Here is a 13,926-nt window from a genome sequence, read left to right on the forward strand (position 1 = left end):
GCCCATCTAGTCATTGCGAGCTTACTCACTTTGGCTCTTATGGGGTTAATTACGTAAATAGTGCCGCTCAGGCCGGCCAACCGCGCCATAGTGTTGATTAGCTTTTAGCTCGCTGCTTTCAACCATATATTCCAGATAACGTCTGGCGGTGGAGCGGCTAACACCAATTTGCTCACCGACCTTGACGGCCGTGATGCTGCTGCCAGCCTCTGTGTTATTAAATAGCTGGCGGATTTTCGCCAGCGTCAGAGGATCGACCCCTTTGGGCAGTCGTGGGGAAGGGGGAGCATTAACCGGGCAGTCCAACATGGTATCGACCATGGATTGCGTCAGCTCAGCGCGGACATTAAGGGTCTGCTGTTTGTGTTCATAGCGATTTAGCGCTTGGGCTAGGCGGGACAGCATGACAGGTTTCACCAGAAAGTCAGAAATGCCCAGCAGCATAGCCTGCTGTAGTACATCCACTTCCCGCGCGGCAGTCATCAATATCACTTCACAGCGAATATCCTGTTGTCTCAGTTCTGATAGCATGGTCAGACTGTCACCATCTGGCAGATAAACATCCAGCAGCAATAAATCTGGCACGACAGCATTGATCAGACTGCGGGCGGTGTGAAGGTCATTGGCGATCCCCACCACCTGATATTGTTGGGTAGAAAGTAAATACTGGGTCAGAAATTGCGCGACTTCGATTTCATCTTCAACAATCATGACACTGTGCATTGGGTTTGGCTCCTTATGCAATGGGGTGATGTTTGGGCAAATAAACGGTCAGGCGTGCACCGCCAAGTTCGGCATCTGCCCATTCCAGTGACCCATTGCAGGCATCTAAATTACTACGGACAATCAACATACCCACCCCATGACGGGGATCGGTTTTGCTGCTGTAATTCGGGCTGCACATACGTGCAAAGGCGGCGTCATCCAGTCCAGGCCCTGTATCCTCCACATCAAAAATCCAGTCAGTGGCGGTTTCATCTAAGGTAATAAGCACCTGTGGAGGTGTGTTGTGACTGTGCTGGCTGGCCGCGTCGATGGCGTTATCGATAAGGTTGCCAAAAATGGCAATCATCTGTTCATGTACCTCAGGCTCGGCTATCTGAGATAAACGGCTATCAGGGCTGAGTATCAGAGCAACATTCATCTCTCTGGCTTTATGGTACTTACCCATTAATAGTCCGGCGATGGTGACATCCTTAATCTGGGCTAACAATTGACCTATTTGCTCTTGCCAGCCTTGGCTTTCCCGGCCGATAAAGTCAATCGCCTTATCATAAGCGCCAAGCTGCAGCATTGCTCCCAGCGTATTGAGTTTATTGGCGTAATCGTGGGTTTGCACCCGTAGTAATTCAGCAAAACGCTGCACATTTGCTAATTGCCGGCTGAGTTTTTCCACGTCATTAAGTGGGCTGAAGGTAAGTAATAGCCCCGGCGCTTCATGGTTGATCTGAAATGGTTGGCGGGAGATAACCAGAGCGTGGTTATGCTCGTACATTTCAAAGGCATCCAGTGGAATTTGTGGATCAGACAGTAATAATCCTGCCCCTTTGGGCAGCAGTTGCTGTAACTGCAGAGGTTGAGAGGTGACTGCCGGGTGGGGCAGTTGCAATAGCGTCGCTGCTTTGCGGTTATATTTACGGATCTCCCCATTGGCCTCAAGGACCATCACCCCGACGTTAACGGTATTAAGAATGGCATTTTGCTCGGAAAATAGCCGGGCGATTTCTCTGGGCTGCAAGCCATGGAGTAATGTTTTCAGCCGCCGGGCCAGCCAAAGTGCCGCCGTGCTGGCCAAGATAAGTGCCAGCAGCAGGGTAAAAAGGATCACCAGCCACTGCTGGTTAATCCGTGAGCCCAGAGACTGATGTAAAAAGCCCACTGAGACCAAGCCAATTATCTGGCCGCTGGGGTGGTAAACCGGTACTTTGCCGCGGATAGAGCGCCCTAAAGTACCGGTGGCGTGGGATATATATGCCTGACCTGCCAATGCTTGCTGGCTGTCCCCGCCAACCATGGTTTTACCGATTTTCCCAGCCTGAGGATGGGCAAGTCGCGTCAGTTGCGTATCCCCAATAACAATAAAATCAGCCCCAGCAGCCTGTTGCAGGGCGTTAATGGTTGCCAAAAATTCGTTATCGCTTTTCCCTTGGTTTAAAGCGTGTATCACATCTTGTCGACTAGCGATCAGGTGAGCAAGACTTAAGGCTTTAGAGCCGGTTTGACTGGTAATGTTATGGCTAATCAGCTGGTAACTGACAACGCCAAACAGCAGCGACAGCAGCAGACATAAGCTGATAACAGAGATCACCAACCAGCTCTCAATGCGCCGCGGCGAAGATAGGCTGAGTAATGACATGGGAAATCATCTTTTTATTATTGTTTTAACTGAATTATCCCCATTTCCGCTGAAAAGGAAATGGGGATCACCTTAGGGTAACAAATTGATTAATTTGAAGATGAAGTGTAAGCCGTTAAGCTGTCACCGGTGTGGCTCTGCGCTGACGAATAAAATCAATCAGTGGAATCGCCAGTACCGCAATAGCCAGCAGCAAAATGCCGAGTGTGAGTGGTCGCTCCCATAAAAATGCGATTGAACCGTCTGATGCCAGCATGGCGCGGCGGAAATTTTGCTCTATCATGCCGCCGAGAATAAATCCCAGTAACAGGGGGGCCATGGGAAATGCCAGCAGGCGTAATACCAGCGCGATAGCAGAAAAGCCTACCATCAGGTACAAATCAAAAATATTGAATGACACCAAGTAGACCCCAATCAGGCTGAAAAACAGGATCATGACCGTCAAAATGGTTTTGGGTAGCGCCAGCGCTTTGGCAAAGTAGGGGATCAGCGGCAGATTCAAGATCAGCAGCACAATATTGCCAAAGTACATGGATACAATCACTGACCAGAATACCGCCGGGTTATCCTGCATCAGCGTTGGTCCGGGTTGAATCCCATAGGCCACTAGAGCCCCCAGCATAATAGCTGTCGTGCCAGAGCCGGGGATCCCCAATGTCAATAAGGGCACAAATGAGCCGGTACAGGCGGCGTTATTGGCGGATTCTGGTGCCGCGACGCCCCGAATAGAGCCTTTACCGAAGGCGCTGCGCTGCTTGCCCTTGGCCAGATTTCGCTCAGTGCCATAGGCCATAAAGCTGGCAATGGTGGCACCGGCGCCGGGCAGTACACCAATAATAAAGCCCAGTAAGGAGGAGCGGCCGACAACAGGCGCCATCTCTTTGACTTCAGCGCGGGACAGCTTGGTACTACCAATATCGCCGGTTGAGGTTTGCTCAGTTCCTGTTTTGCCGCTGGGTTTTATCACATTAATCAGCGCCTCAGACAGGGCAAAGGTGGACATGGCGATAAGCAGGAAACTGATACCATCCAGTAAATCCGGTTGATTGAAGGTAAAGCGCTCTGAGCCAGAGAAGGGATCGATGCCCACTGTGGCCAGACACAGGCCAAACAGAGTCATCATCATGGCTTTGAGAAAATCGCCACGGTTGGAAAAGGCGGCAATGGCTGTGAGCCCCAGTAGCATTAACACCACATAATCCCCAGACTGAAAACTCAGTGACAGTTTTGCCAGTGTGGGTGCTGCGACCATTAGCATCAATGCGCCTATGGTACCACCAGTAAAGGAGGCATAAGCCGCAATCGCCAGCGCTTTGCCCGCATAGCCTTGCTGCGCCATCGGATAGCCGTCAAAAGAGGTGGCAACCGTACCGGCCACACCGGGAGCATTGATTAAAATGGAGGAGGTAGAGCCACCGAAAATGGCCCCATAGTAAACCCCGGCCATCAGTATTAGCCCAGAGCTTGGGCCGATACTGTAGGTCACTGGGATCATCAGGGCGATAGCGGTCATGGGCCCGAGCCCTGGTAACATACCGATAAAGGTACCGATAAAGCAGCCCAGCACTACATAGAGCAGATTATGCAGCTCAAAGGCGGTGGACAGCCCGACAAACAGTGCATCAAACATAAATTATTCCCACATGGTTCCGGTTGCTAGATAGATATCCAGCACCTGGGTCATCAGTAACCAGAAAAGCAGTACAACGGGAATGGTTGCGAGCAGCAGCACTTTGCTGCGCCGCTCTCCCATGATGTAAAACCCACCCGCCAGAAACCCGAGCGTAGCAAGAATAAAACCAGCGGGTTCCAGCAGCAGGGCATACAGCAGCATCAAGGCAAACAGCAGGGCAGTGCGCCGGATATTGCCGGTGTTTTCCTGCTTGCTGTCAGCTTTGACAGTAGGCGATGTATCACGGTTGGCCGCATCTGCTCCAGTTTGCTTTAGTAGACAAACCACCAGCGAGATAAGGCAGATCACCATGCCGGCAATGCCATAGATTTTCGGCATAGTGGCGCTGGTGACCACTTCATATTCCTCAAATGGCAGCAGGGGAATATGCCAAGCCATGGCGCTGTAAGCGGTGAACAGCATTAAAAACAACAGACTGCCAAGCAGATCGCGGCTTATCATCTATCAGCCCTCCCGGATAAATCCAAGCTGCAACATAATGGTTTTCAGCTGCTGCTCTTGTGCCTCAAGTGAGGCAACAAACGCCTCCTTGGTGAGAAAGAGATTACGCCAGCCATTTCGGCTACGAACCTGTTCCCATTGGGGGGTTGTGAGCAGTTTTTCCAGGGTGGCAATATAGCCATCTACTTTTTGCGCGCTGATGCCGGGGGCGGCAAAAAAGCCTCGCCAGTTAACAAAAGACATGTCATAGCCAAGAGACATAATCGTTGGGATATCCGGGTAATCACTGACCGGTTGATCTGCTGTGATCGCTAAAATGCGTCCCTGACCACTGTTGTGGATTTCTAAAGCCTCACTAAACCCGGTAGACAGGATATCTGCTTCACCGGATAACAAGCCCGCTTTGGCCTGACCGCCGCCATCATAGGGGATATAACGCATTTTGGCGCCATTGAGCCCGGCTGCGCTCACGGCCTGAGCCGCGACTAAGTGATCCATACTGCCCCGGGCGCTGCCGCCGCCCACTTTAAATTTATGAGGGTTGGCTTTAAAGCGGACCAGCACATCTTGCCAGCTTTGCAGGGGAGAATCATTGCGCACAACAAAAGCACCAAAATCGGCAATCATGCCGGCCACCGGGGTTAAATCCCTATAGCTGAAAGGAATACGGCCATTAAGGGCGCGCAGGACAATCGGCGTGGAGTTGACCATCAAAATATCGCCGGGTTTATTCTTGGCTTCAATCAGATGGGCAATGGCGCGGCCACCGCCACCGCCAGACATATTCTCAAATGAGGCATTGTCAACTAGCTCAGCTTTGACCAGTGCCTCACCCACGCCGCGGGCTGTGGTATCCCAGCCGCCACCTGGGCCACCTGGAATAAGGAAATGGATTTCAGCCTGGGCTAAGCCAGATGCCGTCGCCAGCAGTGCGCCGGCTAACAGGGATGTCAGTCGTTTCATAACAAAATTCCTTTTAATGGGATAAGGCTGAGTTAGAACAGATATTGCAAGCGTGCGCTCATGGCATTGCCATCTGTTTCCGTGCCGATAAGTGCTTTAGCGCCCGGGCCGTCAACCTTGCTGTGAATAAGGTTGAGCATCACTTTTGTTTTGGGGCTGAAATAATAGGAAGTGCCCAAGGTGTAAGTTTGTACTTCAGTTCCCTGCTGGGCGGATGTGGCATCCATGCTCGATACCCTAGCGGCGAGCTCCCAAGCATTACTCACTCCTTTGGGCTGTTTAAATACGGCGCTGCCTTTGGAGTAACTGCGTTGCTCTCCGGTGAGGAAATAACTGGCCTGCACATAGTAACCACCATAGGTTTCACCATCGAGGGGGGAGGTTGGGTCGCTGGTATCCAGCGTTCGCTGGCCATATTCGGCTTGTAATAGCAGTGCATCATGCTGCCAAGCTAATTCAATTCCACTTTGTTGCATGCTGTTTAGCGCAACAGTTTCACCACCACTGGCATAATTTAGTAGGCGTACATTGGTATCCCTAAGCTCGCCCCGGGCGAATTTACTGCTCAGGTCGCTGTCTCCCATGGCGCGATGTGAATACCATACCCCGGCATGTTTAACCTTTCCGGGCGTGGCATCAGCCCAAGTCAACCTGCCACTAAGTGCCAGCTCCAGCGCGCCATCAGCGTTTTCACCACTGGCGCCGAAGGCATCATTTTTATAGGCACCTACGGCATAGCGCAGCCCGCTATCAGCAAAGTACTGACTGGCAGCAACGCCCCAACGGAAATAGGGGGACAGGGTATTGGCCAGCATACTGCGCTCAATTAGGGCAATATGTTTACTGCTGGTCAGGGCATCTAAGCTGATATCTTCCCGCAATTTACCCGCCGCCAGTTTTAGACCATTACCAAACCCGGAGTAACGTAGTCGAGCCATGACAATTTCAGCTTCTTCAGCAAAGTCCAGCAGCAATTTGTAATCCCAGTCAGTGTGCTCACTTTCGACATAGACTCGCGCTCGACGGGGAAACAGTGACTGGGCATTTTCCCCTTGATTATCTGCGTTGTAAGCACCATTGAAATAGTTGTAATCCAACTGGATCCGGCCACCGAATTCTAAATGACCGAATTTTTTACTCAGTTTACTGACTTCCTGCTCCAGTGCGGCGATTTTATCATCCTGTGACTCAGCAATAACCTGAGGGGCAAAGACAGCAGTATTTAAGGCAATGAGGCTGGCCAATATGCGAGGTTTGCTCATAGCGTTCTCCATTTTATTGATTTTATATTCCGTTGAATGCGCATTGTTTAAAACTGTGCTGCAGGAGCCTGCCTTTGCAGACCCTCATCAGCCATAAAAGCTGAATAATTGCGAATATATTGAAAATAAAATGTTAATTAAATTTTTGTTCGTAAACTCTATACCTGATAATAAAAATTAATCTGTGTATAAAGTGCATGAACAAAATGAATTTAATGATTACTGTCATATGACAGCGCGCCTATAAAAGAGATAGGCGGGCTAATGGCAACGGGGATATCAATTTTAGATTGTGCTGATTTTCAAGGCTAAATTAGTTAAAATTTACGCTCTTAATGATTTTGACTGATGTTTTATAATGAATAAACGACGGATGACTTTCCTTGCTTTATGGCTTTTGCTGGGGTTGGCGGGGTGTGATAATAATCTCAATACTCAATCGAATTTAGCCGATAAGCTACAAACAAAGCAGGATACCCATACTGTGACAGTATCTCCTGGAATAAATAACGCGGTGAATTCTGCCCTTTGGCAGGGCAGTTATTATGGTACGTTGCCCTGCGCTGATTGTAGTGGCATTAAAACCGAACTGACACTGACTGATAGCCGTTTCACATTAACATCCGTCTATCTGGATACTGATACTCAGCCTGATATTGAATCCGGTTTATTCAGTATAAATAAAACCAATAATCATATTAAGCTATCCAATGGTTACCTTTATCTGTGGCAGCAGGATAAATTATATATGCTGGATGCTGACGGCAATCGGGCGACAGGGTCATTGGCGTCTTTTTATACGCTAAGTCGAAAATGATGGCTTGTGGGTGAGAGGTCATTCACCTATGGATATTATTTGTGCTGTGAATAAAAGCAAAAGGGAATAAAGCATGCTTTATTCCCTTGCGTAACGTTCAGATAAGTCACTTTTGCCGCTTATTCGGTATCCAGCTCAAGCTGCATCAGATACATATCTTCGCCATCGGTTACCTTGGTATTAAAACTGCCGCACTGAGGGCACACCACAGTGCGCTCTTCTGGCGTACTGTCTTTCCCACAGTCATGGCAGTGCAGCACCAGGGGCTGGATTTGCATCTCCAACGGTGCTTCCGAGCACAGGGAGTCGAGCTTGAAGGTATCGTAAGCCGTTTGCAGCAGCCCAGGTTCAATCCCGCTAAGTACTCCCACCTTAATAGCAACGCGAGTCACTTTATTGGCTTGGTTTTCCCGGGCAATATTGTCGCACTGTTCTAACAGGGCATTAACGATGGAATATTCGTGCATGCTTACTCCTTTCTCTGATGCGACATATCAGCAAATTCTTGGCAGTAGTTCACCTTGAGGGACATCCAGATAACGGCTGGACCCCCAAGGGGAGTTGAGGATCACCTTGCCATTGTGCTCCCGGCAGGCATGGCCGATAACACTGGCATTGGCACTGCAATTGATGCTGCGCAGCAGCGATACCGCTTGGCTAGCTTGCGCAGCAGGCAGCGCGAGAATAAAGGTGCCTTCGTTTGCCAAATCATAAGGCTCGAAACCAAACAGTTCACATAGCCCGCGCACCTCATCGGCAACCGGGATATCGGCTTCATTGATAGCGATGCCCATTTCAGATGCCCGGCTCCACTCATTGAGTACGGCAGACAATCCTCCCCGGGTGGCATCGCGCAGAGCATGGATATCCAGCCCGGCATCAATGAGCGTTTTAACCGCTGGCCATAGGGTGGCGCAATCAGAGGTTAACTCTGACTCCAGCGTTAGCCCTTCGCGCCCCATTAAAATAGCCGCACCATGGCGTCCGATATCCCGGGATACAATAATGGCATCACCATCAGCAACATGGTGGGCAGAGATGCCGGCATGTTGAATATGGCCCACCCCAGTGGTGGTAATAAAGATGCCATCTGCGCAGCCCCGAGGCACCACTTTGGTATCGCCACAGACAATTTTGGCGCCGCTTTTAGCCAGCTCATCGGCCATGGTTTGCACAATTACGCTGAGATCGCGGTAAGCAAAGCCTTCTTCAATAATAAAACTGGCAGACAGATATTCCGGTTTTGCTCCCATCATTGCCAGATCGTTGACCGTACCGGCAATGGCCAGCTTACCGATATTGCCGCCGGCAAAAAACAGCGGTGAGACGGTAAAGGCATCTGTGGTAAAGGCGCACTGACCAGTTAATTGCAGTGCGGCGGCATCTTCTTCTCGGCACAAAAGTGGATTGTCAAAAGCTTTGAAGAACAAGGATTTAATCAGGTGATTCATCTCCTGTCCACCGCCGCCATGACTTAGCTGAATGGATTTTTCCAAACGGATATCATTGCTCATCAACGGCTCCTTGACTGGCATGTTGGGATGACGCTGCCGGGGTCGCCACTGGCGTCATGGAATAACGGAAATAGGCGTTACAGGCGCCTTCTGAGCTGACCATGCAGCTACCTAGTGGTGTCTGTGGGGTACAGCCGCGGCCAAAGACCCGGCAATCTTTTGGCTTTGCATGGCCTCGAAGAATATCGCCACACTGACAGGCCTTATGATCCTGAATTTCTGCGGTGGGCAGAATGTCGGCAAAGCACTTTTCTGCATCCCGATAAGCAAACGCGGCTTTTAGCTGCAAAGCGGAATGGGCAATTGGCCCCAGCCCTCGCCAGCGGAACTCTGGCCGCACTTCAAAATAACGCTCAACCAGCGCCTGAGCGGTCAGGTTGCCGTCCATGGTGACGGCGCGGCTGTATTGGATTTCCAGCTCGGCCTTGCCTGCAGCCTTTTGCCGCACAATTTGCAAAATGGACTCCATCACATCCACCGGCTCAAACCCAGCTACCACCACTGGGGTGTGGTAGGTATCTACGGCGTGTTGATAGATTTTTGCACCGGTGATCACACTGACATGGGACGGACCGATAAAGGCATTCACCCGCACCGGCTCATCCGCCATCACAGCATCAATGGCCGGTGGCACCAGCACATGGTTGATATGAAACTGCAGATTGTTAATCCCCATCGCCTCTGCTTGCGCCAGTAATACTGCCGTCATCGGGGTAGAGGTTTCAAAGCCAATCGCGAAAAACACCACGGTTTTGTCTGGGTTTTCCTGGGCAATTTTCAAGGTGTCTAGAGGATCATAAATCGGGCGGATATCACAGCCCTTGGCTCTAAACTGAGCCAAGCTGCCGTGGGAGCCGGGCACCCGGATCATATCTCCCAGTGTTACCAGGATAACATTGGGCTGGCTGGCAAGCGCGGCAGCATGGTCAATACGCTCTTTGGGCATAATGCATACCGGGCAGCCGGGGCCATGGATAAATTCAATATTATCCGGCAGTAACTGGGGTAGGCCATATTTCATAATGGTGTGGGTATGACCCCCACACACTTCCATGATGCAGATTTGCTCATCCAGCGCGGCCGCTTCTGTGCGAATATCTGCTGCTAACTGCCGGATAGTCTGGGGATCCCGGAAACCCTCATAAAGGGATTTGAGTTCCAGCATCAGTACTGCTCCTGCTGTTCCAGCGTGTCAACGATTTCACGGTACAGTGCCAAGCTCTCCATGGCGGCTTGCTCATCGATTTTGTTCATCACAAAACCGATATGGATCAGCACATAATCGCCGATGGCCAGCGGCTCAGCCATCAGGTGGCTGCTGACTTTACGGCGCACGCCCATGGTATCGACAGTGACTGACATTTCTTCAGGATGCAGTTCAACCACCTGGGATGGAATAGACAGACACATTAGTTGTTGCTCCGGTTATCAGCCAGCCATTGGGCAACTGCCTGCATGGAGGCCGCATCCTTGGTAGACACTTCCAGTACAGTGGCATTGGGGTTGAGTTTTTTTACTGCTTCACGAGCTTCTTCGATACTGAAATCGAAGTAAGGCAGCAGGTCACATTTGGTGATCAACACCAGATCGGCACGACGGAACATGACCGGATATTTTTCAATCTTGTCATCACCTTCAGGTACTGATACCAGCACGATATTTTTGTGGGTACCGACATCATAGCTTGCAGGACACACTAGGTTACCGACGTTTTCCACAAAGCAGATGTCCAGTCCATCCAGCGACACATGATGCAGGGCGCCATGCACCATAAAGGCATCCAGGTGGCAGGCACTGCCGGTTTGAATTTGATAAGCATCAATGCCTTTGGCTTTTAACCGGTCGGCATCACGGGAGGTTTCCAAGTCCCCTTCCACCACGGCATATTTGAGCTGGGTATAATCAATCAGGTGCTCCAGCAGGGTGGTTTTACCACTACCAGGGCTGCTCATCAGGTTAAAGCCGGTAACACCATGGGCTTCTAGGTGTTCACGGTTATGGACCGCTTCCATATCATTTTTGTCGAGGATCTTGTGGATCACTGACAGGGTCTTTTTGTCATTCAGCTGTGGATTAGTCATCAGGGTCTCATCATGGCTGTGCTCATGATGGTGCCCGTGCTCATGACTATGCTCATGGCTGTGATCGTGATGATGACTATGCCCATGGCTATGATCGTGCTCATGGCGTGTCAGGGAGCAACCGCAATCTTTACACATAAGAGTACCTTGTCTTTAATTTACCGCTTTGACTGTTATCCGCAGATAACCGCAATTGTTCATCTAGATCCGGCGAAATTGCCTGCCGGACCGCTATCAAATTTTTTCACTGCCATGCTTTATTGCAGACATGAGTTTTGAGCCGATGCGGCTCAGTGGTGTAACCCATACCAAAGTTGCCCCAGCGCAATACCGGCGTCATTGACTGGCACTTGGCCTGACGATAATACGCTGTGACCCGCCTGTTGCAGCCCTTGACGGCACAATGACAGTAATAATCGGTTCTGAAATACGCCGCCGCATAAAACCACGGGTAATGCAGGATGGGCACGTGCTTGGCCGATCACCAATTTGGCTAATGCCTGAATAAACCCTAAGGCGATTTGCTGCTGCCGGTTTTGTGTCAGTGGGGCGGCTTGCACGGCGCTGAGCATCTGGGCAAACAGCCCATGACTGTCCCATTGTTGTGGGTGCTGGCCAACAGCGACTAGGGTAAAGCAGCAGTCGGCATCAGCGGGGTGTTGATGCTGAGGGTGATCCGCCAGATAAGCACTCGCCAGTTGTTCCAGCTTCATTCCGGCTTCGCCTTCAAAACCGGTATCGCCCAGGAGGCCAAGCAGGGCTGCAGCAGCATCAAAAAGTCTGCCGGTGCTGGAGCTGGCAATACAGCGCTGCTGTTTACGCCACAGTGTATGAATATTATTCATCATTGTAGCCGATACATGGGTCAGTACCGGAAGATTGAGCGCCATAATTTGCGTCGGAGAATAGTGGTCAAACAGCAGCGCCAGCAGCACCCGCCAAGGTTGTTTGACCGCTTGCTCCATCCCGATCAAGCTGACAGGACGCCAGTGTGCCAGCCGTTGAAAGCCCTGCAAATCACAGCGCAGCATCTCGCCGCCCCATAGGGTGTTATCATCCCCAAGCCCTGTGCCATCAAAACAAAATCCCAATACCTCACCACGATATTGATTCGCTGCCATCACCGCCAGCACATGGGCATAGTGGTGTTGCAGCGATAGTAACCTGATGGCCGGATCGGCTTTGGCGGTTTCAATTGCCCAGCGGCTAGAGAGATAATCCGGATGCAGATCATGTACTAGCATCTTTGGTTGGGTTTGATATAGATGCTCCAACGCCTCACGGCTTTGCTGAAAATAGTGCCCAGCAGCAAGGGAAAACAGATCGCCAATATGGGGGCTGAGTAGCATTTTACCCGCAGTTGCTAAAGCCAGGGTATTTTTTTGTTGTGGCCCGACGGCTAAGATGCTGTGCCCGGTAGTTGATGTGGCGGCGGGGGCATCTGTAGATTGAGATAATGCTAATGTGAGCGGCGCATAGCCCCGCGCCAAGCGCATAATTTGTAGCTCACCATCAATTACCTGTACCACGCTGTCATCACAAGGGTGAATAATCGGCCGATTATGATCCAGTACCAGATCGACCACATTCCCCAGTTTGCTCAGTATGGTGTTGGCATCGCTAATAATGGGCTCACCGGAAATATTGGCGCTGGTGGCGACAATCGGTCGCTTAAGCCGGGAGAGCATTAAATGGTGCAGTGGGGTATAAGGCAGAAAAATGCCCAGACGCTCAAGCCCCGGGGCAATGGCATCACATAATGCGATATCTACATACTGTGCTGTGGAGGCTTTTTTGGGGGCAGACTGTTTTTGGCCGAACGATTGCTGTTTGGCGGCCAGTTGCATTAATACAATTGGCCGTTCGCGGCTGGTTAATTGTTGCCATTCGGCATCATTGCCGCGGACGAGGTGTTGCGCCATCTCAATATCAGCTGCCATTACCGCCAGCGGTTTTGCCGGGCGGTGCTTACGCTGCCGCAGTGCTGCCACAGCTGTTTGATTGGTGGCATCACAGATAAGATGAAATCCCCCCAACCCTTTTACCGCCACAATCTGCCCGGCCAGAATGGCGGCAATGGTTTGCTCCAGTGCATCATTACGTTTAGCTAAGACCTGCCCCTGGTTATCAAGCAGGGTTAACTGTGGGCCGCAATGGGGGCAACTCACCGGCTGAGCATGATAGCGCCGGTTGCATGGATCATGATATTCCCGCGCGCAATCCGGGCACATGGCAAAATCAGCCATCGCAGTATTGGGCCTGTCATAGGGAAGGGCGCGGATGATGGTGTAACGTGGCCCGCAATTGGTGCAATTGGTAAAGGGATATTGATAAAAACGGCTGTGGGGATCGCCCATCTCGGTGAGACAATCTTCACAGCAGCTCTTGTCTGGCGAGACAGACACACTGATGGCGCAGTCATCCTGACTGTCCAGAATAACAAATTCCTCTTGATCATCTTGGCAGGCAAGGGAGGTGACACTAATGGCATCAATCTGAGCTAGTGGCGGAGGCGTTGTGTGCAGCAACTGACAAAATTGTGCCAGTGTATTGCGCTCGCCCTGCAGTTCAATGGTGACACCGGCAGCATTGTTTAATACCGAGCCGCTAAGCTGCAATTGGGTTGCCAGTCGATATACCCAGGGACGAAATCCGACCCCCTGAACAATGCCGGTAACCTTAATTTGTTGTCGTATCACGCTTGCCATGGGCGCCTATTCCTCTTGTCTGCAATGCGCTGGATGCAGGATGGTAACAGCCGGGATCTTGCCGGGCAATTTGAGCTAATGAGCTTGGTGC

The 13,926-nt window shown here is 51.0% G+C and carries 13 protein-coding genes; 1 reads left to right on the forward strand and 12 read right to left on the reverse strand.

The window, feature by feature from the left end; translation table 11 throughout:
• Window positions 1-45: 45 nt before the first annotated feature.
• The 6 genes from NFHSH190041_RS07900 to NFHSH190041_RS07925 all read right to left on the reverse strand — a co-directional run bounded on the left by NFHSH190041_RS07900 (window position 46) and on the right by NFHSH190041_RS07925 (window position 6,715).
• Entirely contained in the window at window positions 46-723 is a 678-nt protein-coding gene (locus tag NFHSH190041_RS07900) for a response regulator (protein WP_261924686.1), read from the reverse strand.
• A 13-nt stretch (window positions 724-736) separates the two neighbouring features.
• Window positions 737-2,356, reverse strand: coding sequence for a sensor histidine kinase (locus NFHSH190041_RS07905; protein WP_261924687.1), 1,620 nt, complete (start codon window positions 2,354-2,356; stop codon window positions 737-739).
• A gap of 115 nt (window positions 2,357-2,471) precedes the next feature.
• Complete coding sequence (locus tag NFHSH190041_RS07910) at window positions 2,472-3,986, reverse strand: tripartite tricarboxylate transporter permease (protein ID WP_261924688.1); 1,515 nt, start codon at window positions 3,984-3,986, stop codon at window positions 2,472-2,474.
• 3 nt (window positions 3,987-3,989) lie between these two features.
• A complete protein-coding gene (locus tag NFHSH190041_RS07915; RefSeq protein WP_261924689.1) occupies window positions 3,990-4,490 on the reverse strand; it encodes a tripartite tricarboxylate transporter TctB family protein in 501 nt (166 codons plus the stop codon).
• Between the two features lie 3 nt (window positions 4,491-4,493).
• Window positions 4,494-5,453, reverse strand: a complete 960-nt coding sequence (locus NFHSH190041_RS07920; RefSeq protein ID WP_261924690.1) for a Bug family tripartite tricarboxylate transporter substrate binding protein — start codon at window positions 5,451-5,453, stop codon at window positions 4,494-4,496.
• A gap of 32 nt (window positions 5,454-5,485) precedes the next feature.
• Entirely contained in the window at window positions 5,486-6,715 is a 1,230-nt protein-coding gene (locus NFHSH190041_RS07925) for an OprO/OprP family phosphate-selective porin (RefSeq protein ID WP_261924691.1), read from the reverse strand.
• A 358-nt stretch (window positions 6,716-7,073) separates the two neighbouring features.
• Here NFHSH190041_RS07925 and NFHSH190041_RS07930 point away from each other — a divergent pair, with 358 nt between their 5' ends.
• On the forward strand, window positions 7,074-7,532 hold the full coding sequence (locus NFHSH190041_RS07930; protein ID WP_261924692.1) for a copper resistance protein NlpE: 459 nt from the start codon (window positions 7,074-7,076) through the stop codon (window positions 7,530-7,532).
• 119 nt (window positions 7,533-7,651) lie between these two features.
• Here the strand turns inward: NFHSH190041_RS07930 and hypA are convergent, their stop codons facing one another.
• From hypA to hypF, 6 genes are all read right to left on the reverse strand, one after another.
• Window positions 7,652-7,999, reverse strand: a complete 348-nt coding sequence (gene hypA, locus NFHSH190041_RS07935) for a hydrogenase/urease nickel incorporation protein HypA (RefSeq protein ID WP_261924693.1) — start codon at window positions 7,997-7,999, stop codon at window positions 7,652-7,654.
• Window positions 8,000-8,026: 27 nt separating this feature from the next.
• On the reverse strand, window positions 8,027-9,046 hold the full coding sequence (gene hypE / locus NFHSH190041_RS07940) for a hydrogenase expression/formation protein HypE (protein ID WP_261924694.1): 1,020 nt from the start codon (window positions 9,044-9,046) through the stop codon (window positions 8,027-8,029).
• Complete coding sequence (hypD, locus tag NFHSH190041_RS07945) at window positions 9,036-10,211, reverse strand: hydrogenase formation protein HypD (RefSeq protein ID WP_261924695.1); 1,176 nt, start codon at window positions 10,209-10,211, stop codon at window positions 9,036-9,038. The genes hypE and hypD overlap by 11 nt, the downstream gene beginning before the upstream one ends.
• Window positions 10,211-10,456 carry a HypC/HybG/HupF family hydrogenase formation chaperone gene (locus NFHSH190041_RS07950; RefSeq protein ID WP_261924696.1) on the reverse strand — a complete coding sequence of 82 codons (246 nt, stop codon included), beginning with the start codon at window positions 10,454-10,456 and terminating at the stop codon, window positions 10,211-10,213. Before NFHSH190041_RS07950 ends, hypD begins: the two co-directional genes overlap by 1 nt.
• Window positions 10,456-11,265, reverse strand: a complete 810-nt coding sequence (hypB, locus tag NFHSH190041_RS07955) for a hydrogenase nickel incorporation protein HypB (protein WP_261924697.1) — start codon at window positions 11,263-11,265, stop codon at window positions 10,456-10,458. Before hypB ends, NFHSH190041_RS07950 begins: the two co-directional genes overlap by 1 nt.
• 152 nt (window positions 11,266-11,417) lie before the next feature.
• A complete protein-coding gene (gene hypF, locus NFHSH190041_RS07960; protein WP_261924698.1) occupies window positions 11,418-13,835 on the reverse strand; it encodes a carbamoyltransferase HypF in 2,418 nt (805 codons plus the stop codon).
• Window positions 13,836-13,926 lie beyond the last annotated feature (91 nt).

Source organism: Shewanella sp. NFH-SH190041, from assembly GCF_024363255.1.
Lineage (GTDB): Bacteria > Pseudomonadota > Gammaproteobacteria > Enterobacterales > Shewanellaceae > Shewanella.

What these genes read in the sequence shown, in the direction of transcription:
- hypB (WP_261924697.1), bottom strand. Translation starts at nt 11,265, where the DNA reads ATGTGTAAAGATTGCGGTTGCTCCCTGACACGCCATGAGCACGATCAT.
- NFHSH190041_RS07900 (WP_261924686.1), bottom strand. Translation starts at nt 723, where the DNA reads ATGCACAGTGTCATGATTGTTGAAGATGAAATCGAAGTCGCGCAATTT.
- hypA (WP_261924693.1), bottom strand. Translation starts at nt 7,999, where the DNA reads ATGCACGAATATTCCATCGTTAATGCCCTGTTAGAACAGTGCGACAAT.
- NFHSH190041_RS07910 (WP_261924688.1), bottom strand. Translation starts at nt 3,986, where the DNA reads ATGTTTGATGCACTGTTTGTCGGGCTGTCCACCGCCTTTGAGCTGCAT.
- hypE (WP_261924694.1), bottom strand. Translation starts at nt 9,046, where the DNA reads ATGAGCAATGATATCCGTTTGGAAAAATCCATTCAGCTAAGTCATGGC.
- NFHSH190041_RS07930 (WP_261924692.1), top strand. Translation starts at nt 7,074, where the DNA reads ATGAATAAACGACGGATGACTTTCCTTGCTTTATGGCTTTTGCTGGGG.
- NFHSH190041_RS07915 (WP_261924689.1), bottom strand. Translation starts at nt 4,490, where the DNA reads ATGATAAGCCGCGATCTGCTTGGCAGTCTGTTGTTTTTAATGCTGTTC.
- hypD (WP_261924695.1), bottom strand. Translation starts at nt 10,211, where the DNA reads ATGCTGGAACTCAAATCCCTTTATGAGGGTTTCCGGGATCCCCAGACT.
- NFHSH190041_RS07905 (WP_261924687.1), bottom strand. Translation starts at nt 2,356, where the DNA reads ATGTCATTACTCAGCCTATCTTCGCCGCGGCGCATTGAGAGCTGGTTG.
- NFHSH190041_RS07950 (WP_261924696.1), bottom strand. Translation starts at nt 10,456, where the DNA reads ATGTGTCTGTCTATTCCATCCCAGGTGGTTGAACTGCATCCTGAAGAA.
- NFHSH190041_RS07925 (WP_261924691.1), bottom strand. Translation starts at nt 6,715, where the DNA reads ATGAGCAAACCTCGCATATTGGCCAGCCTCATTGCCTTAAATACTGCT.
- hypF (WP_261924698.1), bottom strand. Translation starts at nt 13,835, where the DNA reads ATGGCAAGCGTGATACGACAACAAATTAAGGTTACCGGCATTGTTCAG.
- NFHSH190041_RS07920 (WP_261924690.1), bottom strand. Translation starts at nt 5,453, where the DNA reads ATGAAACGACTGACATCCCTGTTAGCCGGCGCACTGCTGGCGACGGCA.